This window comes from Providencia sp. PROV141 (genome assembly GCF_028481645.1).
In the GTDB taxonomy this organism is placed as follows: domain Bacteria; phylum Pseudomonadota; class Gammaproteobacteria; order Enterobacterales; family Enterobacteriaceae; genus Providencia; species Providencia rettgeri.
In genome coordinates this window covers 57757-81384 of record NZ_JAMPPR010000026.1, presented here as the reverse complement: position 1 = coordinate 81384, position 23628 = coordinate 57757, and the positions used below count along the sequence as shown (strand labels likewise).

Below are 23628 nucleotides of genomic sequence, written 5' to 3'. Positions count from 1 at the left end.
TAAGTGATTAAAGTTTATGCACCGGCTTCAATTGGTAATGTGAGCGTCGGGTTTGATGTCCTAGGGGCAGCAGTTTCACCTGCAGACGGTTCATTATTAGGTGATTGTGTAACAGTTGAAGCGGCGGATACTTTTTCCCTGACGAATCAAGGAAAATTCGTTGCTAAGCTGCCGAAAAAAAATGAACATAATATTGTTTACCAATGTTGGCAGCTGTTTTGTGAGCGTCTTGGTCAGCCATTAAATGTTGCGATGACGCTTGAAAAAAATATGCCAATTGGTTCAGGGCTTGGTTCTAGTGCCTGCTCTGTTGTCGCCGCATTGATGGCGCTAAACGAATTTGCAGAGAAACCATTTGATGATACCCAACTGCTTGGCATGATGGGGGAATTGGAAGGGCGTATTTCTGGTAGTGTGCATTACGATAACGTTGCACCGTGTTTTTTAGGCGGCTTACAACTGATTATCGAGCAAAATGGTATTATTTCACAGCCTGTACCTGCATTTGAAAATTGGTATTGGGTAATGGCCTATCCAGGAATTAAAGTATCAACCGCGGAAGCGCGTGCAATCCTGCCTGATAGCTACCCACGTCACGACATTGTAAACCATGGTCGATACTTATCAGGGTTCATTCATGCATGTCATACAAACCAGCCGTTACTTGCAGCAACGATGATCCAAGATGTTGTTGCTGAGCCTTATCGTACACAACTATTACCGGGTTTTGCGGCAGCACGCCAGAATGCAAAAGAAATAGGTGCATTGGCGTGTGGTATCTCTGGCTCAGGGCCAACACTGTTTGCTATTTGTGATGAGAAACATATCGCTGAAAACATGGCGAGTTACTTGCAACAACATTATATTCAGAATGATGAAGGCTTTGTGCATATCTGCCGTTTGGATCTGGCCGGGGCAAGGACAATAGGGTAAATAATGAAACTGTATAATTTAAAAGATAACAATGAACAAGTAAGTTTTGCGCAAGCGGTTAAGCAAGGGTTAGGGAAGCAACAAGGCCTATTCTTTCCCCAAGATCTGCCTGAATTTAGTGCGGCTGAAATCGACGAATTATTAAAATTAGATTTTGTCACACGTAGCAGCCGTATTTTAAGTGCTTTTATTGGTGATGAAATTCCATCAGAAGAGCTAGCAGCGAGAGTTAAAGCCGCATTTGCTTTCCCTGCGCCAGTTTCTAAAGTTGAAGATGATGTCGCAACGTTGGAGCTATATCATGGGCCAACGCTCGCATTTAAAGACTTCGGTGGCCGCTTTATGGCTCAGGCGTTAGGTCAAGTTGCTGGTGAGCAACCTGTGACCATTTTGACGGCAACTTCAGGGGATACCGGAGCGGCAGTTGCTCACGCATTCTATCGTCTTAATAACGTGCAAGTTGTTATTCTCTATCCAGAAGGGAAAATCAGTCCACTGCAAGAAAAACTTTTTTGTACACTGGGTGAAAATATTCATACGGTTGCGATTAAAGATGACTTCGATGCGTGTCAGGCATTAGTGAAACAGTCATTTGATGATGAAGAGTTGAAAAAGGCGCTGTACTTAAACTCAGCGAACTCGATCAATATCAGTCGCTTACTTGCACAGATCTGCTATTACTTTGAAGCGGTTGCACAGATCCCAGCAGAAAAACGCGATCAACTAGTGATCTCGGTTCCGAGTGGGAACTTTGGGGATCTTACTGCAGGTTTATTAGCTAAATCATTGGGTTTACCTGTCAAACGCTTTATTGCAGCAACTAACGTAAATGATACTGTGCCGCGTTACCTTGTTGATGGGCAATGGAAACCAAAGCAAACTGTGGCTACATTATCGAATGCTATGGATGTTAGTCAGCCGAACAACTGGCCTCGTATTGAGGAGTTATTCCGCCGTAAAGGTTGGTCGCTTGATGAGCTGGGTTATGGTGCAGTAAGTGACGAAGTAACTAAAGAAACCGTTCGTGAATTAGATAAAAAAGGATATTTATCTGAGCCACACGCGGCAGTTGCTTATCGTGTGCTGCGTGACCAGTTACAAGAAGGCGAATACGGGCTATTTTTAGGCACGGCACACCCGGCTAAATTTAAAGAAAGTGTTGAAGAGATCCTAAATAAGGCTATACCGTTACCAAAAGAGTTAGCGGAGCGTGCGGAGTTACCGCTACTTTCGCACTTTTTACCGTCTGACTTTACCCAATTACGCACATTTTTAATGAAATTAGCACCTAAACAATAAAGAATACGTGGATACGAAAAACGGAAGCAGAAGCTTCCGTTTTTAATGATAAGACCATTTTTTGTTAAGGTAATTATATGGTTTCATATTGCCACATCACTTATTCACAGCTAATGAATTTGCCTATTAGAGTGTACTAATGCCGTCGAGGCCATCTCTACCACCATCTGAACCACCACGTCCCCCTTTACCACCTTGGCTGCCATTACCACCATTACCGCCATTTCCACCTCCGGAACCATTTCCGCCATTGCCTCCATTCCCCCCATTACCGCCGTGTCCTCCATTCCCACCATTGCCATTCATGGTGCCGTTACCTCCATTTCCTCCATTGCCCACACCATCGCCATTTCCCCCATGGCCACCATCACCACCAGTAACGCTACCATTTCCGCCATTACCTCCATTACCGTTACTTCCTACCTCTGCATCCCCACCATCGCTACCATTGCCATTATTTGAACCTGTTCCGCCATTCCCCCCATTCTGCCCATCACCACCTTGTCCAGCTTGGCCACCTAGACCACCTTGACCATGACTTCCATCTTGGCCATGGTTTCCGTTTTGCCCATGGCTTGCAAAGCTAGAAATTTTAGAAAAATAATATTGGCCATTTAGTATTGAACATATTTTATTATTAATTTCATTAATATTGAGTTCATTTTTTAATAAGCATTTAGATGGGGTATTAAATAAGGAATGGGAATAACTTGAGATGGAATAAGAACTAATTAATAACAGAATAAATGAAGTGCAAACCTTATGATTCATATATTTCTCCTTTCCCCCTCCAAAAAGAAGGGGGATGAATTTAGTATTGAGATAAATTAATGCCCATTACCGCCGTTACCACCATGACCTCCGTTACCGCCATTACCACCATTACCGCCGTTACCACCATTACCTCCGTTGCCACCATTGCCGCCATTATGTAAGTGTAATGAGTATTCAATAGAAGAAATCGATAATAATTTAGATTCAAAAGAAGTTGCTGATGCTAATATTGGAAATAGCAACGATGCAATAATAATAGATGTTTTATACATAAAAAACCTCATTGAAAAGTTTAAATGAATGTGAACTGCAAGTGAATTGTAATTCACAGATTCGAATAATCAATAAAGGATCTATTTATTTAGATAATAAAAAATGTAATAGGGTGAATCATTATAATAATCTTTAAACTTACTATAATGATTTTCTGATTAAAATAGACTTTGGTTTTATTTAATTAAACTAAATAATTTTATTTAAAATTAATTAGTTGTTATCTTTTGCTATTTTCATAATTTCATTTTGAATTGGTGCCGAAGAGCTATTTTTATTGAAGCTTAGCATAGTAATAGCCTTCTCATTTTCATTCATATCGGAAAATAATTTAGTTGTTTTTACTACCGATTTTTTATAGTTAGGTGATTGATTTTGATGGCGGCTGATCATATTCAGCATTGCTGGAGATGTATTGTTTTGATTAAAATTCAATGCAGTAGCAGCTTGAGTATGTTCATCTAATTGAAGGAATGACTGAGGTGAGTTAATTATATTATTAACCGAAATACCCGCTTGCTTCAAATGGTTATTAATCGATTTTAGATTGGAATAAGAGGTATTATTTTCAGTGAAACTGAGAGCAGTTGCTGCATTATAATGAATTTCTTTTTCTGTTTGAGCTGCTGTTACATGTGTTGTTACAGCAGAAATTGCTAAAGCAAAAATAATTTTTTTCATTGTGAACCCTTATTAAGTTAAATAATTTATCTTATAACTATAATAAGGCTTTATTTCTGTCTGAATACTGACAACAAAATGACAAAATTGCCATTTATAGTGAAAATTTAATTTTATTTAATAGGTAAAAATACAGTGAAACGTGTTGAAAAATCATCTGATGTTACAGTGATCCTGCCTTTATGTGCTGATATAATCGATTTGACGATGGCTAATCCGATACCGCTTCCTTCATTTTTTCGTTGTCTTGATTTATCCACGCGATAAAACCTATCAAAAAGTTTTGCTAAATGTTCTTCTGGTATTTTTATACCGGGGTTGCTGATGATTAATTCAATTCCCTCTTTTACATTCGAAATATTAATACTGACAGAATCGCCTTTTGGGGTATAGCGGATAGCATTTGAGATTAAGTTAGTAATCGCTCTCCTTAACATGTCTTTATCGGCCATAATAGAGGTTGTTTCACCAATTAGCTTGAGTTTTATTTCATTCTCTTCTGCGAGATATTCAAAATAATCAAATATAAGCTCTATTTCAGCTTTAATATTAATCATTTTTTTCTCTGGGATCAGCCTATTATCATCTGCTTGAGCAAGAAAAAGCATATCAGATATCATTCGTGATAGACGGTTATATTCCTCCAAATTAGAATATAACACTTCAACGAGCTCTTCTTTACTGCGATTTTTACTCAGAGATATTTGAGTTTCAGTCATTAAATTAGTGATTGGCGTACGCATTTCATGGGCAATATCTGCTGAGAAATTCGTTTGCCTTACGAAAACATCTTCAATTTTTACTAACATCTGATTAAATGATTTGGTTAATTGCTTTAATTCATTCGGCACAGAGTCAGGATTTAAACGAACGCTTAAGTTTTCAGAAGTCACATTTTTGATTTCATCGCTGACATCTTTAAGGGGTTTTAATCCTTTAATTACAAGGAAATAAACGACAAGAATAGTAAATAAACACAATATAATAGCACTAACAATTAAATTATTTATTAATGAACTCAGATAATCATGATGAAAATTCAATGATAGTGCTGTCACTAACCGATATTGTTTAGACTCTGTAGTGGAACTGACTCGAATGAAGCTTTCAGATAGGCGATAATTTTTAAGCTCTGCTTTTTGGCTATTTTTATGAGAATCATAATTTTTTAAGTATGTAATGAGCTTATCTGTTGCATTGGGTGATATTAATTCATTTCCTTGATTGTCAATGAGATAAATAGTGATATCTTGATGCTCATTAATAATGGTTTTAATACGTGCATATTGTTCACTTTGTGAATCTGCATTGTCATTTAACAAGCTACGGATCGTTAAGTTCAACTGGTTAAGTGTATATTCATCTTGTTGCTTGAAATGTAACATAACTGAGTTGATCATGATCGAGCTAAATAATAATAAAGCAAGGGAGAGGGTAATACTGATCAAAACAATAAGACGAATTGAAATAGAGACAGGAGATCGAAATAACTTAATCATTTTCAGGGATCTCAAGTAAATAGCCCATTCCTCTAATGGTATGAATCAATTTAGGTTCATAGCCTTGATCTATTTTTGCCCTCAGCCTTTTAACTGCAACATCAATGACATTGGTATCACTATCAAAATTCATGTCCCAAACTTTCGAGGCTATCAGAGAACGAGAAAGAACTTCACCTTGATGAAGAATAAAAAATTCCAATAAAGAAAACTCTTTACTGGTGAGTATAATTTTATCATTTTCGCGGGTAACGCGCCGTTTGATCAGATCAACATGCAAATTAGCGATGGTAAATTGTGTTTTTTGGATGCTGTTATTGCCTCTGCGCAATAACGTTCTCACTCGGGCAAGTAGCTCAGAAAAATCAAATGGTTTAACGAGATAATCATCAGCACCTAACTCTAACCCTTTGACTCGATGTTCAACATTACCTAAAGCCGTAAGCATGAGTATTGGTGTATTTTTTCCTGCACTCCGCAAATTTTTTGCAATCTCCCAGCCGTTAATATCCGGCAACATCACATCAAGAATAATTAAATCATAGTCTTCAGTTGTGGCCATATGCAGGCCTGTAATGCCATTTTCGATAGCATCAACAATAAACCCGGACTCACTTAAGCCTTTAGATAAGTATTCTCTCGTTTTATGTTCATCTTCAACAATAAGTAATTTCATCTTAGACCTAGCAGACAGGTAAACAATACTGCCATTCTAAGCACTACCATAACGAAATGTAAAATGACAAATTTGTCATTTTCATGTCATGAATCTAACAGCTGTTCTTTTTTACTATAGTCTCAATTTTAATCACTAGAGGCATGGCTATACCATGTATTCCCCAAAAATATTAATTATAGCTTATGCCTTAATTTTGACGGGTTGTGTTTCGCTAGCCCCTGAATATCAACGTCCTAATCTTAATGTACCTCATCAATTTAGTAGCAATATTTCTGATGCAGTAAAGCAGGCTCAAATAGAATTATCGATTCCTAGTTGGGACCAATTTATTCAAGATCCACAAATGAAAAGTGTGATAGAAATTGCGCTTGAGAAAAACAGTGATTTATATCTTGCTGCGTTAGATGTAGAAGAAGCTCGTGTGCGTTTTGGGCTAGCGGAAGCTGAAAAATATCCTCAAGTTAGTTCATCAATGAGTGGTGACTATAGCCAATCATTAGAGTCTGGCACATCGTTCAATAAGAAATATAGTGCGGGTATTGATATCAGCTATGAACTGGATTTTTTTGGACGTATTAAAAATTTATCTGATGCAGATAAAGCAAAATTTATCGCTTCCCAAGAGATGAAGCGTGCGACACAAATTATAACAATCAAAACGGTAGCAGAAGCGTATTTAGATGTGGTGTATAACCAAAAACTATTATTAATTGCACAAGAGACGAAACAAAGTTACCTCAATAGCCAATCGATAGTAATGCAAAAAGTGGCGGCTGGAAAAGCGGGGTTATCAGATTTAGAACAAGCTAAAGGACAAGTGCAGTCTATTTCTATTAATATCGAAAAAATTGAAAGTGAAATTGCTAAAAATGAAAATTTATTGAATTTTTTGGCGAATGATTATGTAACAAAGATAAACTCAGAGTTAGGGCACTACGAACCGAACTATCCCTTGATTACAACACCTTCAAATATTCCTTCTGAAATATTATTAAAACGCCCAGATATTATGGCTGCGGAACAAAATATTATTTCTGAGAATGCCAATATTGGTGTAGCGAGAGCCGCTTTTTTTCCTTCAATTTCCTTTAATACGGGTATCGCAAATAATAACGAGTCCTTAACTGGGCTATTTGATTCTTCAAATGGTATTTGGAATTTTATTCCTAAAATCACGTTACCTATTTTTACTGGAGGCTCAAATAGCCGAAATTTAGAGTTGGCAAATATTAGAAAAAATAAAGCGATTGTTAATTATGAAAAAAATATTCAGGTGGCATTTCGTGAAGTGAAAGATGCCTTAGTGATCAAATCGAGTTTAGAAAAACAACTTATATCCCAAGAGCAATATGTCAACACGCTGCAAAACGTCTTAATACAGAAACAAGCCAGTTATCGATATGGTGGTTTTAGTTATCTCGATGTTCTTGAAGCACAGCGTAGCTTATTTACTGAACAGCAAAATTTATTGATGTTGAAAATAGAACAGCAGAAGAATGAAATAAATTTATTCTCTGCACTAGGTGGCGGACTAATAAAATCATGAAGGTAAAAATGAAAAAATTAAATACAGTATTTTTTGCAATTTCAATGGCGATGTTAACAGCAACTGGCTATGCAAACGGCGCTGAACATAACCACTCTATTTATCCAGAAAAAGTCGCAGAACCGACAATCAATACAGAAGGAAAGCTCATTTCGATTGATAAAGAGAACAAGAAATTAACGATAAATCATAAAGAAATTGAAAGCATTGGCTGGCCACCAATGACGATGCGTTTTACTTATGAAAATGAAAATATGATCAACGGCTTACAAGAAAATGATGAATTAAAATTTTCATTTGTACAACAAGGTAATCTTTCAATGTTGAAATCCGTCGAAAAGATAAACTAAATAGATAGAGAGATGTTATGTCATTAGTTAACCTGACCAAATTGCTATTGGTAATTATTTTATCGAGCGTTATTTCAATTTTATTTTATCGTTATTTTTTCGTTGTAGAAAATAATAGCCAATCAGTTGAAAAACAAGAACGCACCGTATTGTATTGGTATGACCCAATGTATCCCAATACTAAATTTGATCAACCAGGAAAATCTCCTTTTATGGACATGGACCTTGTCCCTAAATATGCGGATGAAAACTTGGCTTCAGCGGATAGCAAGGGGATAACAATTAACCCAACACAGACACAAAATTTAGGGCTTAAAACGGTGGATGTAAAGTGGGGAAAACTAAACTATGACTTAACATTTCCAGCTGAAATTGTGTTTAATGATCACCAATTTGCTATCGTACAAGCACGAGAAAATGGTTTTGTTGAAAAAGTTTATCCATTCACAGTCGGTGAGAGGATCCAAAAAGGCGTTCCTATTGCTGAGCTAACGATCCCAGCATGGGTTGAAGCACAAAGCGAATACCTCGCACTTAAGCAAATGAATGCGAGCCAACAAGATCTTAATAGCGTCATTGAGCGTTTACGTTTAAATGGCATGCCAGAAGGCGCGCTTTCTCAGTTTATTAAAACAGGAAAAGTGCAAACACGTTTTACTGTTCAAGCCCCTATTTCTGGGGTAATTACTGCACTTAATCTGCGTTTAGGAATGAATGTATCCAAAGAAGTCGTTATTGCACAAATTCAAGGAACTGATCCATTGTGGATTAATGCATCAGTTCCTCAGTCTGTCGCTGAATTACTTAATCAACAAACACAATTTACAGTTTCTATTCCTGCCTATCCTTCACAGTTATTTATAGTGAAAAACTGGTTGATATTACCCAGTGCGGATCAAGCAAGCCGCACCATTAATATTCGCACGGAAATTGCGGATCCCAACCATTTATTAAAACCGGGCATGACGGCGTATTTAAATCTAATTGCAGAAGGTACGGAAAGTTTATTGATCCCTTCACAAGCCATTGTGGATTCAGGGAAAGAACAGCATGTTATTGCTGTTGGTGAGAATGGTGAATTTATTCCGAAAAGGGTGCGAGTGCTGAGTGAATCCCAACAAATGACGGCAATATCTGAAGGCTTACAAGTGGGCGAGCATATAGTGACTCAGGGGATTTTCCTGATTGATTCTGAAGCGAATATTGCTGGGGCATTAGCCAAGATGGAAGCGCTTCCCGAACCATCGGTGTCATCTAATCATTCATCACATAAATCTCAGGAGTAGAGTATGTTGGAATGGATTATAAGACGCTCAGTTGCTAACCGGTTTTTAGTGCTAATGGGAGTCGTATTTTTAGTTATTGCAGGTATTTGGAGCATTCGCAGTACACCTGTTGATGCATTACCTGACTTATCTGATGTACAAGTGATCATCAAAACCACTTATCCAGGGCAAGCGCCACAACTAGTCGAAAACCAAGTCACATACCCGATAACGACGACAATGTTATCTGTGCCGGGAGCAAAAACGGTGCGTGGTTTCTCTGCCTTTGGTGACTCATATGTTTATGTTATTTTTGAAGATAATACCGATTTATACTGGGCTCGTTCACGAGTTTTAGAATATTTAAACCAAGTTCAAAACCAATTACCTAAAGGTGCAGTGGCATCCATTGGGCCTGATGCGACAGGTGTTGGTTGGATTTTTGAATATGCTTTAGTGGATAAAACGGGAAAGCATAATTTAGCGGAACTGCGTTCGTTACAAGATTGGTTTTTGAAATATGAATTGAAGGCGTTGCCGAATGTTTCAGAAGTTGCAACCGTCGGTGGTGTGGTTAAATCCTACCAAATCTTAGTTGACCCACTCAAGCTTAGCCAATTTTCAGTGACATTACCTGAAATAAAGCAGGCAGTTGAAATGGCTAACCAAGAAGCGGGTGGTTCATCGATTGAAATTGCTGAAGCTGAATATATGGTTAGAGCAAGTGGTTACCTTCAATCTATTGATGACTTTAATAAAATCTACCTAAAAACACCAGAAAATGGCGTACCCATTTACCTGCAAGATGTTGCTCGAATACAGGAAGGCCCCGAAATGCGCCGTGGGGTTGCTGAGCTAAATGGAGAAGGCGAGGTTGTGGGTGGTATTATTTTGCTTCGTTCAGGTGAAAATGCACGTAATGTGATTCATGATGTAAAACAAAAGCTTGAAGATTTAAGTGCTAGCTTGCCGGAAGGCATCGAAATTATCACTACTTATGATAGAAGTATTCTTATTGATAACGCGATTGATAATTTGAGTTATAAGTTACTGGAAGAATTTATTGTTGTCGCATTAGTATGTGCTGTTTTTTTATGGCATTTCCGTTCTGCGTTAGTGGCTATTATTTCCTTGCCTCTTGGATTATTTATTGCCTTTATCGTCATGCGCTACCAAGGAATAAATGCAAATATAATGTCATTAGGGGGCATTGCAATTGCGATTGGGGCCATGGTGGATGCCGCCATTGTTATGATAGAAAATGCGCATAAAAAATTAGAAAAGTGGCAGTATGAAAATGAAGGTAAAGTCATTGATAATGCCCAGCGTTGGAAAGTTATTACGGACTCTGCTGTTGAGGTTGGACCCGCATTATTTATCAGCTTATTAATTATCACATTGTCTTTTATTCCTATCTTTACGTTGGAGGGGCAAGAAGGCCGTTTATTCGGTCCACTCGCATTTACAAAAACCTATGCCATGGCGGGGGCTGCAGCGCTAGCATTAATTGTTATTCCAATTCTAATGGGGTATTGGATCCGCGGTAATATTCCAAATGAAAATAAAAATCCACTGAATCGTTGGTTGATTTCACTCTACAGCCCTATTTTAACGAAGGTATTGGCATGGCCAAAAACAACCTTGTTAATTGGTTTCTTATCTTTATTTACCGTGATATGGCCATTAAAACATTTAGGTGGTGAATTTCTTCCTGCGATTAATGAAGGTGACTTACTTTATATGCCTTCAACGCTACCGGGGGTTTCTCCTGCACAAGCGGCATTTTTACTACAAAATACAGATAAGTTAATCAAAACTATTCCTGAGGTGGATACGGTATTTGGAAAAGTCGGTAAAGCTGAAACAGCTACGGATTCAGCTCCGATGGAAATGATTGAAACAACGATACGTTTGAAGCCGCAAGCACAGTGGCGAGACGGCATGACTCTCGAACAAATTATTGATGAGCTGGATGAAACTGTGCGTTTACCTGGAGTTGCAAACTTATGGGTTCCACCTATTCGCAATCGTATTGATATGTTGTCTACGGGAGTTAAAAGCCCTATAGGTATCAAAGTATCGGGCAGAGATCTCGAAGAAATTGATGCATTAGCCCAAGAAATTGAAAAAGTTACAAAATCGGTGCCCGGGGTTGTTTCTGTTTTAGCCGAGCGATTAGTTGGTGGGCGCTATATTGATGTCAAAATCGATAGAGAAAAAGCAGCGCGTTTTGGTATGAGCATCAGTGACGTACAAGTTTATATTTCAATGGCGACTGGCGGGGAAATGATTGGGGAAACAGTTGAAGGGATTGAGCGTTATCCAATTAGCATAAGATATCCTCAAGATTACCGAAATAGTGTATCTGCGATGAAATTGTTGCCAATTTTAACGCCGAGTAAACAGCAAATTGTGCTTAGTGATGTTGCGGATGTATCCGTGAATATGGGCGCTCCAATGTTGAAAACGGAGAATGCAAGACCGACTAGCTGGATTTATATTGATGCACGCGATCGCGATATGGTCTCTGTTATTAAAGATATTGATGCAGCAATAAAAGATAACATCCAAATGAAGCCGGGTCTTAGCTATTCCTTTACAGGGCAATTTGAATTACTTGAAAGGGCTAATCAAAAGTTAATGTTAATGGTTCCCGCTACCATCATGATTATTTTTGTATTGCTTTATTTAGCATTCAGACGATTTAGTGAGGCTTTGCTGATTTTATTAAGCTTACCTTTTGCTTTGGTTGGGGCTATTTGGTTCCTTTACTGGATGAACTTTAATTTATCGGTTGCGACAGGAACTGGATTTATTGCATTAGCAGGTGTAGCAGCTGAATTTGGTGTGGTTATGTTGATTTATTTACGCCATGCAATCGAAGATAAAGAAAAACAGCAAGGAATAAGCAGCTTATCAGATAAAGATTTAGACCGTGCATTATATGAAGGGGCTGTTTTGCGTGTTCGTCCTAAAGCCATGACGGTTGCTGTAATTTTAGCGGGTTTATTACCCATATTACTTGGAACAGGCGTTGGTTCCGAAGTGATGAGCCGTATCGCGGCACCGATGATTGGCGGCATGATCACCGCACCGTTATTATCCCTATTTATTATTCCTGCAGCTTATAAATTAATCTGCCAGTTACGTCATAATAAATAATGATGAATATTCACCATGACTATTTTGAAGGTAAATTAAAGATGAAAAAATTAATGTTGAGTGGAATGTTATTACTGTCATTCTCTGCATTTTCTCAAAACCAGAGCGTGCAATTGTATAAAGATGCAAACTGTGGTTGCTGTGAATTGTGGGGCGAAGGGATCAAAAAAGCGGGATATAACGTTGAAGTGAACGAAATCAGTTATGATGAATTAAATCAACTCAATGATGAATTGAAGGTCCCTTATAACTTACGCAGCTGCCACATAGCTAAATACAAAGGCAAAGTGATTGTTGGACATGTTCCTGTGAGTAGCCTTGATGCGATTGGTGCTTTACCGGCAGATGTGGTGGGAATTTCTGTTCCGGGTATGCCAATTGGTAGCTTAGGTATGGAGCAGCCAGATGGCCGTACTCAGCCTTATTCTGTGGTGCAGTTTAAAGCAAATGGTGAATATCGTTAATTAAGATGTATTTCATTAAGTTGCAGGATTTCCTGCAACTTATGTATTTCATTAGCTTTCTAATATTAATTCGATAGCTTTGAGCTCTTCTTGCGTAAAATTACGATTTTTTAGGATCCCCATCGCATCATCAATTTGGCTGATACGGCTTGCGCCGATGAGCACTGAAGTGATCCTATCATGTCTCAGTAACCATGCTAAGGCCATTTGATTTAGCTTCTGTCCTCTTTTTACCGCCAGTTCGTTCAGCTGTTTAACCTTTGATAAAACGTTGGATGTGAGTCTTTCTGGCGGTAAAGAAGGGTTACCCGCAGCGCGTGAATCCGCAGGAATACCATTAAGATAGCGATCAGTTAAAATCCCACCTGCTAACGGAGAGTATGCGATAGAGCCGACACCTTCTTCTTCCAGTAAATCGAGTAAATCTTCTTCAGGAGTGCGTTCTAGCATGGAATATCTAGGTTGGTGAATCAGGCAAGGGGTTCCTAATTCATTGAGAATATTAATAGCTTCTTTAGCTAAATTTGTTGGGTAATTAGAAATTCCCACATACAGCGCTTTTCCTTGGCGAACAATGAGATCTAGTGCTCCCATGGTTTCTTCTAATGGAGTATTGGGGTCAGGTCGATGATGATAAAAGATATCCACATAATCTAAACCCATGCGTTTTAAACTTTGATTTAGGCTTGCAACCAAGTATTTTTTACTTCCCCAGTCGCCATAAGGGCCATCCCACATAGTGAAACCAGCTTTTGATGAAATGATCATTTCATCTCGATAAGGTAGAAAATCCTGTTGCATGATCCTACCAAATGTACTTTCGGCAGATCCTGGCGGTGGCCCATAATTATTCGCAAGATCGAAATGGGTGATCCCAAGGTCAAAAGCATGGCGAAGCATGGCTTGGCAATTATCAAAGGGTTTGTTATCGCCAAAGTTGTGCCATAACCCTAATGAAATCAGTGGTAAGCGCAATCCGCTACGGCCACATAAACGATATTCCATTTCAGTATAGCGTTTTGATGATGCGACATAAGGCATACTTCACCTCCAAAATAGTGGGTAAAACTCAATTTATACTGTCATAAAGCTAAAAAGTAGGCTGAGGAATCAATGCTAATTCGTGCTTAGTGAGAAGGTTTATGAGTAAATTGTGATTGAGCCCGAAAAAAGAATGAAGTATTTTGAAATACGTGGGTGTCTGTTGTGTGTCAGTTCCCACGTTTTGTGCATTAAGCTTGTTCTGGGCGTGTAAATACTAACTCGCTACCTTTAGATTGGCTTTCATTAAATTGATAGCCTTCTAAATTAAAATCAGCTAGTTGGTCTGTTTTCGTTAATTTGTTTTGGATGATAAAGCGGCTCATTAAACCCCGAGCTTTTTTTGCATAAAAGCTGATAACTTTATATTTACCATTTTTTTCATCCAGAAAAATAGGCTTGATAATTTGGCCATCCAGTTTTTTTGTATTTACTGATTTGAAATATTCATCTGAGGCAAGATTGACCAATACTTGGTCTTTTTGCTCTGCTAATGCATGATTTAATTGCTTGGTGATAATGTCTCCCCAAAACTCATACAAATCTTTTCCACGGGTGTTTTTTAAACGAATTCCCATTTCTAAGCGATAAGGCTGCATTAAATCTAGCGGTCTTAAAACACCATAAAGGCCTGATAATATACGTAAATGGGATTGAGCAAACTCAAAATCGTTTTGAGAAAACGTTTCTGCTTGCATACCCGTATATACATCACCTTTGAAGGCGAGGATCGCTTGGCGTGCATTTTCTGGGGTAAAGTCCGCATGCCACTCTGCAAAACGAGCGGCATTGAGCCCTGCAAGTTTGTCACTAATTTTCATTAAACTGGCGATATCCGCGGGGGTTAACTTACGACAGACATTAATTAATTTTTGAGACTCAGAGAGTAATTCAGGCTGAGTAAATTGCTGTGTTGCAAGTGGGCTTTCGTAGTCTAATGTTTTTGCAGGTGAAATTGTAATAAGCATGACTTGACCCTTAATAAAGAATGATACTGCTTACTTTAGCAAAAATTCTGCCTAATTGGCTAATTGATACGATAAGCCAAACCAATATTATTCTTTATTACAATAACAGCACAATATAACTTGCTAAAAGGATTCAGTTTCTAATTGGTTAGCGAAATCGATTGCCAATCAAATAGTTGCTTTTGACTAGATTTACTTGCTTGCAGCAATATGGATGCATGATATTATCTGTAGACGGTGCGGCGATAGCCACAATTCCTTTATAATACGCAAAGTAATTCAAGTTGCAGTTTGTTAGCCAACGCAACTACATTCGCAAGAATTGTAAGTAGCCAACATCGCTACAACTTGGAATATGACGGGTATAACAACGAGATTAAAGAAATGACCGATAAACTAACCTCATTACGTAGTCTGACAACTGTTGTTGCTGATACTGGCGACATCGAAGCGATGAAGCTTTACAAGCCACAAGACGCGACCACAAATCCATCGCTGATCTTAAATGCTGCACAAATTCCTGAGTACCGTAAATTAATTGATGAAGCGGTAGAATGGGCACGTAAGCAAAGCAATAATCGTGAGCAACAAATCGTTGATGCTTGTGACAAGCTGGCTGTTAATATCGGTCTGGAAATTCTGAAATTAGTTCCGGGTCGTATTTCTACTGAAGTTGATGCACGCCTTTCTTATGATGAAGAAGCTTGTATTGCTAAAGCGCGTCACTTAATCAAAATGTACAACGATGCAGGCATCAGTAATGACCGTATTCTGATTAAACTGGCTTCGACTTGGCAGGGTATCCGTGCTGCTGAGAAACTGGAAAAAGAAGGCATTAACTGTAACCTGACTTTATTATTCTCTTTTGCTCAAGCACGTGCTTGTGCGGAAGCGGGTGTATACCTGATTTCTCCATTTGTGGGCCGTATTCTTGACTGGTACAAAGCGAATACAGATAAAAAAGAATTCGCGCCACATGAAGATCCAGGTGTGGTTTCTGTTACTGAAATCTACAATTACTACAAAGCTCACGGTTATAAAACGGTGGTTATGGGCGCAAGCTTCCGTAACGTGGGTGAAATCATTGAACTAGCAGGTTGTGACCGCTTAACTATCTCTCCAGGGTTATTGAAAGAGCTGTCAGAATCACAGGGTGAATTAGTACGTAAACTGACAGATGCAGGTAAAACTCAAGAGCCAGGCGCTAAGTTGACAGAAGCAGAGTTCTACTGGCAGCACAATCAAGATCCAATGGCGGTTGATAAACTGTCTGACGGTATTCGTAAGTTTGCAGTAGACCAAGAGAAACTGGAAAAAATGATTGCAGATTTACTGTAATTTATTTCTTTTTTTCGTTAAAACCCAGCCGGTTGGTTGGGTTTTTTTATATCCATTTTTCATTGAGTTAGTTCTCAATTTAAAGATAAAAACACCTCGGCACTGCATGCAATCATTCATCATGATATGATATCGCTCCTGTTTATTCTTAAGTGAACAGTTTTTGATTGAATAATTTCTTTGAGGTTTGTATGGATGAATTGCGCATAGGTCTGGTTTCTGTTTCTGATCGTGCTTCGAGCGGTATTTATGAAGATAAAGGCATTCCTGCATTAGAGGAGTGGTTAGCCAAAACGCTGACAACACCTTTTCGCATCGAAACTCGCCTGATCCCTGATGAGCAAATCATGATAGAGCAAACATTATGTGAGCTGGTGGATGAATTTGCTTGCCATTTAGTCCTAACTACTGGGGGCACAGGCCCCGCTCGTCGCGATGTCACACCTGACGCAACCCTTGCGATTGCAGACCGTGAGATGCCGGGGTTTGGTGAACAAATGCGGCAAATTAGCCTAAAATTTGTACCTACTGCGATATTATCACGGCAAGTTGGAGTAATACGTAATCAGGCCTTGATTTTAAATTTACCAGGGCAGCCTAAAGCAATTGCGGAAACACTAGAAGGCTTAAAAGACAAAGAAGGGAATGTAGTCGTTTCTGGTATTTTCGCCAGTGTTCCTTATTGTATTCAATTGCTTGATGGCCCATATGTGGAAACAGATCCTACGGTTGTGAAGGCATTTAGACCTAAATCAGCAATTCGTTCTGAGTAGTATTTCAATATAATCAGGTGAGCATTGACTCACCTGATTAATAATATTTAATGCATAAAATCACATACGTTAGTCAAACTTAACCACGTTGGCCAATCGGTAATACTGTTTTGCCATATTGCTCATTTAATATTTCCGCAACCGCTAAATAAAATGCGCTAGCACCACAGATAATTCCTTCAAAACCTGCAAATTTTAGTAATACCGCATTTCCCGTGATATTACCAATCGCTAATAAAGCGAATAATACAGTTAAGCTACCAAAGACAAATTGCAAAACAAAATTAGCTTTGAATGTTCCCAAGAACATGAAAAAGGTAAAAATTCCCCAAATAGCGAGGAAAATACCTAAAAATTCAGGTGAGGTTGCTTCGGCTAATCCCATTGAAGGTAAAAATAATAGACCAACTAATGCAACCCAAAACATTCCGTAAGAAGTAAATGCGGTTGCACCGAATGTATTGCCTTTTTTGTATTCAATCAGGCCCGCAATAAATTGAGCAATACCACCATAAAAAATGCCCATACTTAAAATAACGGATGAAAGAGGGAAAAAACCTGCGTTATGAATATTTAGCAGGATGGTTGTCATACCAAAGCCTAGTAAACCAAGTGGGCCTGGATTTGCAAGAGAGCTAGACTGCATATAACCTCTGGTAAAATATATAAAATTCAAATAGATAAAAAACAAAAAGTTTTGCCAAAGTAACAGCGGCGGCGCATCATACGCAGTTTTGATTGTTTAAACCATGATCACAAGACAGGTTTTTTTGCAATAAATGCAATTTTTTTTGATTCTCCCCCTTGATGAATGAATTTGTGACCCCATCTTAAAAGCATCAACTGATATCAATCCAAATTATTGCGTATTGAAAAATAATTTAGGCTCAGAGTGAAAACTCCCTTGAAAATGAAATATTGAGCCTCATATAGATTGATATCGAAATCATAGTGAAAAGAATTCCTTTGGAGGCGTTTTAGATGGGTAAAATCATTGGTATCGACTTGGGTACAACTAACTCATGCGTTGCAATTATGGATGGTACTACAGCTCGTGTTCTAGAGAACAGCGAAGGTGATAGAACGACTCCTTCCATCATTGCGTACACTCAAGATGGTGAAATTTTAGTTGGTCAGCCAGCAAAACGTCAGGCTGTGACTAACCCAGAAAATACTTTATTTGCAATCAAACGTTTGATTGGTCGTCGTTTCCAAGACGAAGAAGTTCAGCGTGACGTTTCTATCATGCCATATAAAATCATTGCGGCTGATAACGGCGATGCATGGTTAGATGTGAAAGGCCAAAAAATGGCTCCACCACAAGTTTCAGCTGAAGTTCTGAAAAAAATGAAGAAAACAGCTGAAGACTATTTAGGTGAGCCTGTAACAGAAGCGGTTATTACTGTACCTGCTTACTTTAACGATGCTCAGCGTCAAGCGACTAAAGATGCGGGCCGTATCGCTGGTTTAGAAGTAAAACGTATCATTAACGAACCAACAGCTGCTGCATTAGCATATGGTTTAGATAGAGAAGTGGGTAACCGTACTATTGCGGTTTATGACTTAGGTGGTGGTACATTTGACTTATCAATCATCGAAATTGATGAAGTTGATGGCGAAAAAACCTATGAAGTTTTGGCAACCAATGGTGATACTCACTTAGGTGGTGAAGACTTCGATACTCGTTTAATCAACTACTTAGTTGAAGAGTTTAAGAAAGAACAAGGTGTTGACCTACGTAACGACCCGTTAGCGATGCAACGTCTGAAAGAAGCTGCAGAAAAAGCAAAAATTGAGCTGTCTTCTGCACAACAAACAGACGTTAACCTGCCGTACATTACAGCGGATGCAACAGGTCCTAAACACATGAATATTAAAGTGACTCGTGCGAAATTAGAGTCACTGGTAGAAGATTTAGTTAAGCGTTCAATGGAGCCAGTTAAAGTTGCTCTGCAAGACGCAGGCTTAAGCGTGAGCGAAATCAACGACGTTATCTTAGTTGGTGGCCAAACACGTATGCCAATGGTTCAAAAAGTTGTTGCTGATTTCTTTGGTAAAGAACCACGTAAAGACGTGAACCCAGACGAAGCAGTTGCAATGGGTGCGGCAGTACAAGGTGGTGTTTTAGCGGGCGATGTTAAAGACGTTCTGTTACTTGACGTAACGCCTCTGTCTTTAGGTATCGAAACCATGGGCGGTGTGATGACTTCGTTAATTTCGAAGAACACCACTATCCCAACAAAACACAGCCAAGTGTTCTCAACAGCGGAAGACAATCAAGCTGCGGTAACTATCCATGTTCTGCAGGGTGAGCGTAAACGTGCGAGTGACAACAAATCACTGGGTCAGTTTAACTTAGATGGTATTCAAGCTGCACCACGTGGTATGCCACAAATCGAAGTGACTTTTGATATCGATGCGGATGGTATCTTGCATGTTTCTGCGAAAGATAAAAATAGCGGACGTGAGCAAAACATCACCATTAAGGCTTCTTCAGGTCTGAATGACGAGGAAATCGAAAAAATGGTACGTGACGCAGAAGCAAACGCTGAAGCTGACCGTAAATTTGAAGAGTTAGTTCAGGTTCGTAACCAAGCTGACCAATTAGTTCATGGTACTCGTAAACAAATTGAAGAAGCCGGTGATAAATTACCAGCTGAAGATAAAGCGAATATCGAAAAAGCAACTTCTGAGTTAGAAGTGGCAGCAAAAGGTGAAGATAAAGCGGATATCGAAGCGAAAATCCAAGCTTTAGTCACTGCATCTGCAAAACTTCTGGAAATTGCACAGCAACAAGCTCAAGCGGGCGGTGCAGCTGGCGCAGAAGCGAAGAAAGATGATGATGTTGTTGACGCTGAATTTGAAGAAGTTAACGACAAAGACAAAAAATAAAGCCCTTAGCGGGCGCAGTAGCTGTAGCAAATGATAGTTAATGGTTACTGATACCGGATACGGGCGTCGAGGGAACTCTACGCCCGTTCCGCATGTTAAGGGTAATGAGAATGGCGAAAAGAGATTTTTATGAGGTGTTAGGCCTCGAAAGAAATGCTTCTGAGAAAGATATTAAGCGTGCTTATAAGCGTTTAGCGATGAAGCATCACCCCGACCGTAATCAGGGTGATAAAGACTCGGAAGATAAATTTAAAGAAATTAAAGAAGCTTACGAAGTTCTTTCTGACGAGCAAAAACGCGCCGCTTATGACCAATATGGTCATGCTGCGTTTGAACAAGGCGGAATGGGCGGCGGCGGTGGCTTTGGTGGTGGCGCTGACTTTAGTGATATCTTTGGTGACGTCTTCGGTGATATTTTTGGAGGCGGCCGCAGACAGCAGCGCCCAAGCCGTGGTTCTGACCTACAGTACAACATGGAACTGACTCTTGAAGAGGCTGTCCGTGGAGTGACCAAAGAAATCCGTATTCCGACCTTAGAAACCTGTGACGTTTGTCATGGTAATGGTGCGAAACCGGGAACCAGTGCGGATACATGCTCAACGTGTCACGGTATGGGCCAAGTCCATATGCGCCAAGGCTTTTTCTCTGTACAACAGCCTTGTCCAACTTGCCATGGTCGCGGTAAAGTAATCAAAGATCCATGCAACAAATGTCATGGTCATGGCCGTGTTGAGAGATATAAAACACTGTCAGTTAAAATTCCAGCGGGTGTCGATACGGGGGACCGTGTTCGTTTATCAGGGGAAGGTGAGGCCGGAGAAAACGGAGCACCAGCAGGAGATTTATTCGTTCAGGTTCATGTGTTACCTCATAATATTTTTGAGCGTGATGGTAATAACCTGCACTGTGAGGTGCCGATTAACTTTGCTGATGCAGCACTGGGCGGCGAAATTGAAGTGCCAACCCTCGATGGGCGTGTAAAACTGAAAATCCCAGCAGAAACTCAAACTGGTAAAATTTTCCGCATGAAAGGGAAAGGTGTGAAATCGGTACGTGGTGGTCTGCAAGGTGATTTAATGTGCCATATTGTTGTTGAAACACCCGTTAAGCTGAATGAGAAACAAAAAGAGTTACTCAAAGAATTTGGTGAATCATTAGGTGGAAAGAGCGGTGAGAAAAACAGCCCACGCTCTAAAAGCTTTTTAGATGGTGTGAAAAAATTCTTCGATGATTTAACAAATAAATAATGAGTGGCTAATTAAACGAGAATGGCTGACTGAGCATATTGCCAAGTCAGCCATTTTTTTATCTTATTTTACAACTTCACCGCTAGCAACCACGGTTTCGCGGACTTTATTGGCAAAATCTTGAGCTTCTTTGATAATTGAATTTTCATCAGCAGTCAGTATTTTACGGTCTTGCATCAATACTTTGCCATCAACTATGGTATGGCGGACATTGGCTCCATTAGCCCCATATACCAGCGCAGCATATGGGCTATACATAGGAACCATATTTGGTGATTTGGTATCAATAACAATAAGATCAGCTAATTTCCCAGGTTCGAGAGAGCCCAGTTTATCTTCCATGTGTAACACGCGCGCAGAGCCCATTGTCGCCATATCAACAACAGTAATTGGTGGCATCGCCGCTCTATCTTTATTTGCTAGTTTGTGAATTTTACCCACTAAATTCAGCTCATTTAACGTCGTTAACGTATTACTCGACATTGGTCCATCTGTTCCCAAGCCAACACGGATCCCTTTTTCAAGCATGGTTGTCACAGGGGCAACACCCTTAGCTGACTTAGTATTCGCACTGATATTATGTGCAACACCAACATCATATTGTTTGAGCAAATCCATATCTTTTTCATCAACCATAATGGCATGGGCAGCTATTACTTTATTGTTCAGTGCACCTATGTCTGCCATATATTGAACCGGGCTTTTGCCACCAGTGCGTTTGGCGATCTCTTCTTGCTCACGATCGGTTTCTGCTAGATGGATCATCACGGGAACATCAAGTTCTTGAGATAATTTTGCTATTTTTTGTAAATGCTCTGTTGTGTTAGTATAGGGTGCATGGGGTGCAAAAGCAGGAGTGATACGTGGGTGATCTTTGTATTGATTGATAAAGTTTACGGCATAATTGATGCCTTCATCTGCATTTTTTGCATCAGCGACAGGAAATTGAATAACAGATTCACCAAGGACAGCTCTTAAACCAATTTTATCAACGGTTTTAGCCACTTCATCTTCAAAATAATACATATCAACGTAAGTTGTGACACCGCCTTTAATCATTTCTACATTAGCAAGGTTTGCTCCGACTCGAACCATTTCACGGGAGACCATTTTATTTTCTAATGGGAAGATATAACGGTGTAAACGGTCTGGTACGTCATCGGCTAAAGAACGAAATACGGTCATAGATGCATGTGTATGCGTATTAATTAGCCCTGGCATGACAATATCACCATCAACATTTAGTACATTAGGTGCTTGGTAACGTTGAGTAAGCTCAGGGCCACCAACGGCAATAATTTTATTGCCTTTGATGACAACCGTACCATGGTCAATAACCTGTTTTTGAGCATTCATTGTTAAGATGGTGCCATCTACAATTATGATGTCAGCGGGTGTAGCTGCAAAGCTAGAAAAAGAAGCACTAATAATGGAAATAGCTAGTAAAGATTTTAAAAGCGACATTTTGGCCTCATATCTGGTGAGAAAATATAAAAACTATAGGTAAATAAAAAGAAATAATACTATTTTTAATTAAAACAAAATTGATTGCTTGGTAACTGAACATTTAAATAATAATAATTTTATTAATGACTTAATTTTGCTAATAAAACACCAAAAACAATAACAACACAGGCAACGACTCGCATGACGTTGAATTTTTCTTTAAGAAAAGCAATAGATAGGAACATAGCGAATAGCACACTAGTTTCTCTAATTGCAGCGACCATGACAATGGGGGCTTGGCTCATCGCCCATATGGCAATACCATAGCTAATCAGTTGCATTAACCCACCAAGTAACCCAGAGCGCCAGTATTGTTGAATTCCAACAACTAGGGTACCACGATATTTGATAAAGCCAGGTACAGCTAACACAATCCCATTCAATAGAAATAACCAAAGTGTATACACCACAGGGTCTTCACTTGCTCTGGCACCATAGCCATCAGATAAGGTATAGCAGGCAGTAAAAAAGGCAGTTGATATGGCAAAAGCCAGAGCTTTTCCTTTGATATTTAAAGTGAATTTCTTCCCTGCAAAGGCAATAAGCACTACGCCAGAAATGATAAATAAAACACCAATAAGGCCCATTAATGGAATTAGCTCACTAAATAGCAAAGCACCGAGTAGTGCAGTCATTAATGGCGCAGACCCTCGTGATATGGGGTATATCTGGCTTAAATCACCATGTGTATAAGCCTGGCTTAAAAAATAGGTATAGCCAATATGAAATAATACCGATAAAGCTAGCCAATGGATGGCTTCTGGTGATGGCAGGCCTAACCAAAATATTGCTGGTAGCGTTAAGATGCCAGAAAAAACAGAAATCATGACTAAACCGAAAAAGCGGTCATTGCCAAATTTAACAATGGCATTCCAGCTTGCATGGCAAAAAGCGGCAAAAAGTACGGCAAAGAGTACGTGAGTTGTCATTAGTGAATT

The 23628-nt window shown here is 39.3% G+C and carries 21 protein-coding genes; 11 read left to right on the top strand and 10 right to left on the bottom strand.

Annotation, left to right across the window (positions count from 1 at the left end; translation table 11 throughout):
• The first annotated feature begins 3 nt into the window (after positions 1-3).
• Positions 4-933 carry a homoserine kinase gene (gene thrB, locus PSF09_RS18045; protein ID WP_210840276.1) on the top strand — a complete coding sequence of 310 codons (930 nt, stop codon included), beginning with the start codon at positions 4-6 and terminating at the stop codon, positions 931-933.
• 3 nt (positions 934-936) lie between these two features.
• On the top strand, positions 937-2232 hold the full coding sequence (gene thrC, locus PSF09_RS18040; protein ID WP_272665636.1) for a threonine synthase: 1296 nt from the start codon (positions 937-939) through the stop codon (positions 2230-2232).
• 126 nt (positions 2233-2358) lie between these two features.
• Here the strand turns inward: thrC and PSF09_RS18035 are convergent, their stop codons facing one another.
• The 5 genes from PSF09_RS18035 to PSF09_RS18015 all read right to left on the bottom strand — a co-directional run bounded on the left by PSF09_RS18035 (position 2359) and on the right by PSF09_RS18015 (position 6135).
• Positions 2359-3003, bottom strand: a complete 645-nt coding sequence (locus tag PSF09_RS18035) for a hypothetical protein (RefSeq protein WP_272665635.1) — start codon at positions 3001-3003, stop codon at positions 2359-2361.
• A gap of 56 nt (positions 3004-3059) precedes the next feature.
• A complete protein-coding gene (locus tag PSF09_RS18030; protein WP_272665634.1) occupies positions 3060-3278 on the bottom strand; it encodes a hypothetical protein in 219 nt (72 codons plus the stop codon).
• A gap of 214 nt (positions 3279-3492) precedes the next feature.
• On the bottom strand, positions 3493-3960 hold the full coding sequence (locus PSF09_RS18025) for a hypothetical protein (protein WP_272684270.1): 468 nt from the start codon (positions 3958-3960) through the stop codon (positions 3493-3495).
• A gap of 113 nt (positions 3961-4073) precedes the next feature.
• Positions 4074-5459: a Cu(+)/Ag(+) sensor histidine kinase gene (locus PSF09_RS18020; RefSeq protein ID WP_272665632.1), complete on the bottom strand. Its 1386-nt coding sequence runs from the start codon at positions 5457-5459 to the stop codon at positions 4074-4076.
• Entirely contained in the window at positions 5452-6135 is a 684-nt protein-coding gene (locus tag PSF09_RS18015; RefSeq protein ID WP_210836600.1) for a heavy metal response regulator transcription factor, read from the bottom strand. Before PSF09_RS18015 ends, PSF09_RS18020 begins: the two co-directional genes overlap by 8 nt.
• A 154-nt stretch (positions 6136-6289) precedes the next feature.
• Here PSF09_RS18015 and PSF09_RS18010 point away from each other — a divergent pair, with 154 nt between their 5' ends.
• From PSF09_RS18010 to PSF09_RS17990, 5 genes are read left to right on the top strand one after another with little or no spacing between them, the layout of a single operon-like run.
• Complete coding sequence (locus PSF09_RS18010) at positions 6290-7684, top strand: efflux transporter outer membrane subunit (protein WP_272684269.1); 1395 nt, start codon at positions 6290-6292, stop codon at positions 7682-7684.
• A gap of 8 nt (positions 7685-7692) precedes the next feature.
• Positions 7693-8034 carry a copper-binding protein gene (locus PSF09_RS18005; protein WP_272665630.1) on the top strand — a complete coding sequence of 114 codons (342 nt, stop codon included), beginning with the start codon at positions 7693-7695 and terminating at the stop codon, positions 8032-8034.
• A gap of 17 nt (positions 8035-8051) precedes the next feature.
• Positions 8052-9320: an efflux RND transporter periplasmic adaptor subunit gene (locus PSF09_RS18000; RefSeq protein ID WP_272665629.1), complete on the top strand. Its 1269-nt coding sequence runs from the start codon at positions 8052-8054 to the stop codon at positions 9318-9320.
• Positions 9321-9323: 3 nt separating this feature from the next.
• On the top strand, positions 9324-12461 hold the full coding sequence (locus PSF09_RS17995; RefSeq protein WP_272665628.1) for an efflux RND transporter permease subunit: 3138 nt from the start codon (positions 9324-9326) through the stop codon (positions 12459-12461).
• Between the two features lie 41 nt (positions 12462-12502).
• Positions 12503-12925 carry a DUF411 domain-containing protein gene (locus PSF09_RS17990; protein WP_272665627.1) on the top strand — a complete coding sequence of 141 codons (423 nt, stop codon included), beginning with the start codon at positions 12503-12505 and terminating at the stop codon, positions 12923-12925.
• A 51-nt stretch (positions 12926-12976) separates the two neighbouring features.
• Here PSF09_RS17990 and PSF09_RS17985 read toward each other — a convergent pair whose 3' ends face one another.
• Positions 12977-13966: an aldo/keto reductase gene (locus tag PSF09_RS17985; RefSeq protein WP_004914707.1), complete on the bottom strand. Its 990-nt coding sequence runs from the start codon at positions 13964-13966 to the stop codon at positions 12977-12979.
• A gap of 191 nt (positions 13967-14157) precedes the next feature.
• Positions 14158-14934 carry a peroxide stress protein YaaA gene (gene yaaA / locus PSF09_RS17980; protein WP_272665626.1) on the bottom strand — a complete coding sequence of 259 codons (777 nt, stop codon included), beginning with the start codon at positions 14932-14934 and terminating at the stop codon, positions 14158-14160.
• A gap of 384 nt (positions 14935-15318) precedes the next feature.
• On the opposite strand from yaaA, the gene tal reads away from it, so the two are divergent.
• The gene (gene tal / locus PSF09_RS17975) at positions 15319-16272 is read left to right on the top strand and encodes a transaldolase (RefSeq protein ID WP_210836618.1); all 954 of its coding nucleotides are present in this window, start codon (positions 15319-15321) and stop codon (positions 16270-16272) included.
• 191 nt (positions 16273-16463) lie between these two features.
• The gene (gene mog / locus PSF09_RS17970; protein WP_004914701.1) at positions 16464-17045 is read left to right on the top strand and encodes a molybdopterin adenylyltransferase; all 582 of its coding nucleotides are present in this window, start codon (positions 16464-16466) and stop codon (positions 17043-17045) included.
• A 79-nt stretch (positions 17046-17124) separates the two neighbouring features.
• Here mog and satP read toward each other — a convergent pair whose 3' ends face one another.
• Complete coding sequence (gene satP, locus PSF09_RS17965) at positions 17125-17691, bottom strand: acetate uptake transporter (RefSeq protein ID WP_272665625.1); 567 nt, start codon at positions 17689-17691, stop codon at positions 17125-17127.
• A 335-nt stretch (positions 17692-18026) separates the two neighbouring features.
• On the opposite strand from satP, the gene dnaK reads away from it, so the two are divergent.
• Positions 18027-19937, top strand: coding sequence for a molecular chaperone DnaK (dnaK, locus tag PSF09_RS17960; protein ID WP_272665624.1), 1911 nt, complete (start codon positions 18027-18029; stop codon positions 19935-19937).
• A gap of 110 nt (positions 19938-20047) precedes the next feature.
• The gene (gene dnaJ / locus PSF09_RS17955; RefSeq protein ID WP_272684268.1) at positions 20048-21184 is read left to right on the top strand and encodes a molecular chaperone DnaJ; all 1137 of its coding nucleotides are present in this window, start codon (positions 20048-20050) and stop codon (positions 21182-21184) included.
• A 63-nt stretch (positions 21185-21247) separates the two neighbouring features.
• Here dnaJ and PSF09_RS17950 read toward each other — a convergent pair whose 3' ends face one another.
• Complete coding sequence (locus PSF09_RS17950) at positions 21248-22648, bottom strand: amidohydrolase (protein ID WP_272665622.1); 1401 nt, start codon at positions 22646-22648, stop codon at positions 21248-21250.
• Between the two features lie 122 nt (positions 22649-22770).
• On the bottom strand, positions 22771-23619 hold the full coding sequence (locus tag PSF09_RS17945) for an EamA family transporter (RefSeq protein ID WP_272665621.1): 849 nt from the start codon (positions 23617-23619) through the stop codon (positions 22771-22773).
• Positions 23620-23628 lie beyond the last annotated feature (9 nt).

Excerpts from the sequence above, each read along its gene's own strand:
- dnaJ (WP_272684268.1), top strand. The coding sequence starts at position 20,048 with ATGGCGAAAAGAGATTTTTATGAGGTGTTAGGCCTCGAAAGAAATGCT.
- PSF09_RS18035 (WP_272665635.1), bottom strand. The coding sequence starts at position 3,003 with ATGAATCATAAGGTTTGCACTTCATTTATTCTGTTATTAATTAGTTCT.
- thrC (WP_272665636.1), top strand. The coding sequence starts at position 937 with ATGAAACTGTATAATTTAAAAGATAACAATGAACAAGTAAGTTTTGCG.
- PSF09_RS18025 (WP_272684270.1), bottom strand. The coding sequence starts at position 3,960 with ATGAAAAAAATTATTTTTGCTTTAGCAATTTCTGCTGTAACAACACAT.
- PSF09_RS17945 (WP_272665621.1), bottom strand. The coding sequence starts at position 23,619 with ATGACAACTCACGTACTCTTTGCCGTACTTTTTGCCGCTTTTTGCCAT.
- PSF09_RS18010 (WP_272684269.1), top strand. The coding sequence starts at position 6,290 with ATGTATTCCCCAAAAATATTAATTATAGCTTATGCCTTAATTTTGACG.
- tal (WP_210836618.1), top strand. The coding sequence starts at position 15,319 with ATGACCGATAAACTAACCTCATTACGTAGTCTGACAACTGTTGTTGCT.
- PSF09_RS18000 (WP_272665629.1), top strand. The coding sequence starts at position 8,052 with ATGTCATTAGTTAACCTGACCAAATTGCTATTGGTAATTATTTTATCG.
- PSF09_RS18005 (WP_272665630.1), top strand. The coding sequence starts at position 7,693 with ATGAAAAAATTAAATACAGTATTTTTTGCAATTTCAATGGCGATGTTA.
- PSF09_RS17950 (WP_272665622.1), bottom strand. The coding sequence starts at position 22,648 with ATGTCGCTTTTAAAATCTTTACTAGCTATTTCCATTATTAGTGCTTCT.
- PSF09_RS18015 (WP_210836600.1), bottom strand. The coding sequence starts at position 6,135 with ATGAAATTACTTATTGTTGAAGATGAACATAAAACGAGAGAATACTTA.
- mog (WP_004914701.1), top strand. The coding sequence starts at position 16,464 with ATGGATGAATTGCGCATAGGTCTGGTTTCTGTTTCTGATCGTGCTTCG.
- PSF09_RS18030 (WP_272665634.1), bottom strand. The coding sequence starts at position 3,278 with ATGTATAAAACATCTATTATTATTGCATCGTTGCTATTTCCAATATTA.
- PSF09_RS17985 (WP_004914707.1), bottom strand. The coding sequence starts at position 13,966 with ATGCCTTATGTCGCATCATCAAAACGCTATACTGAAATGGAATATCGT.
- PSF09_RS18020 (WP_272665632.1), bottom strand. The coding sequence starts at position 5,459 with ATGATTAAGTTATTTCGATCTCCTGTCTCTATTTCAATTCGTCTTATT.
- dnaK (WP_272665624.1), top strand. The coding sequence starts at position 18,027 with ATGGGTAAAATCATTGGTATCGACTTGGGTACAACTAACTCATGCGTT.
- PSF09_RS17995 (WP_272665628.1), top strand. The coding sequence starts at position 9,324 with ATGTTGGAATGGATTATAAGACGCTCAGTTGCTAACCGGTTTTTAGTG.
- PSF09_RS17990 (WP_272665627.1), top strand. The coding sequence starts at position 12,503 with ATGAAAAAATTAATGTTGAGTGGAATGTTATTACTGTCATTCTCTGCA.
- yaaA (WP_272665626.1), bottom strand. The coding sequence starts at position 14,934 with ATGCTTATTACAATTTCACCTGCAAAAACATTAGACTACGAAAGCCCA.
- satP (WP_272665625.1), bottom strand. The coding sequence starts at position 17,691 with ATGCAGTCTAGCTCTCTTGCAAATCCAGGCCCACTTGGTTTACTAGGC.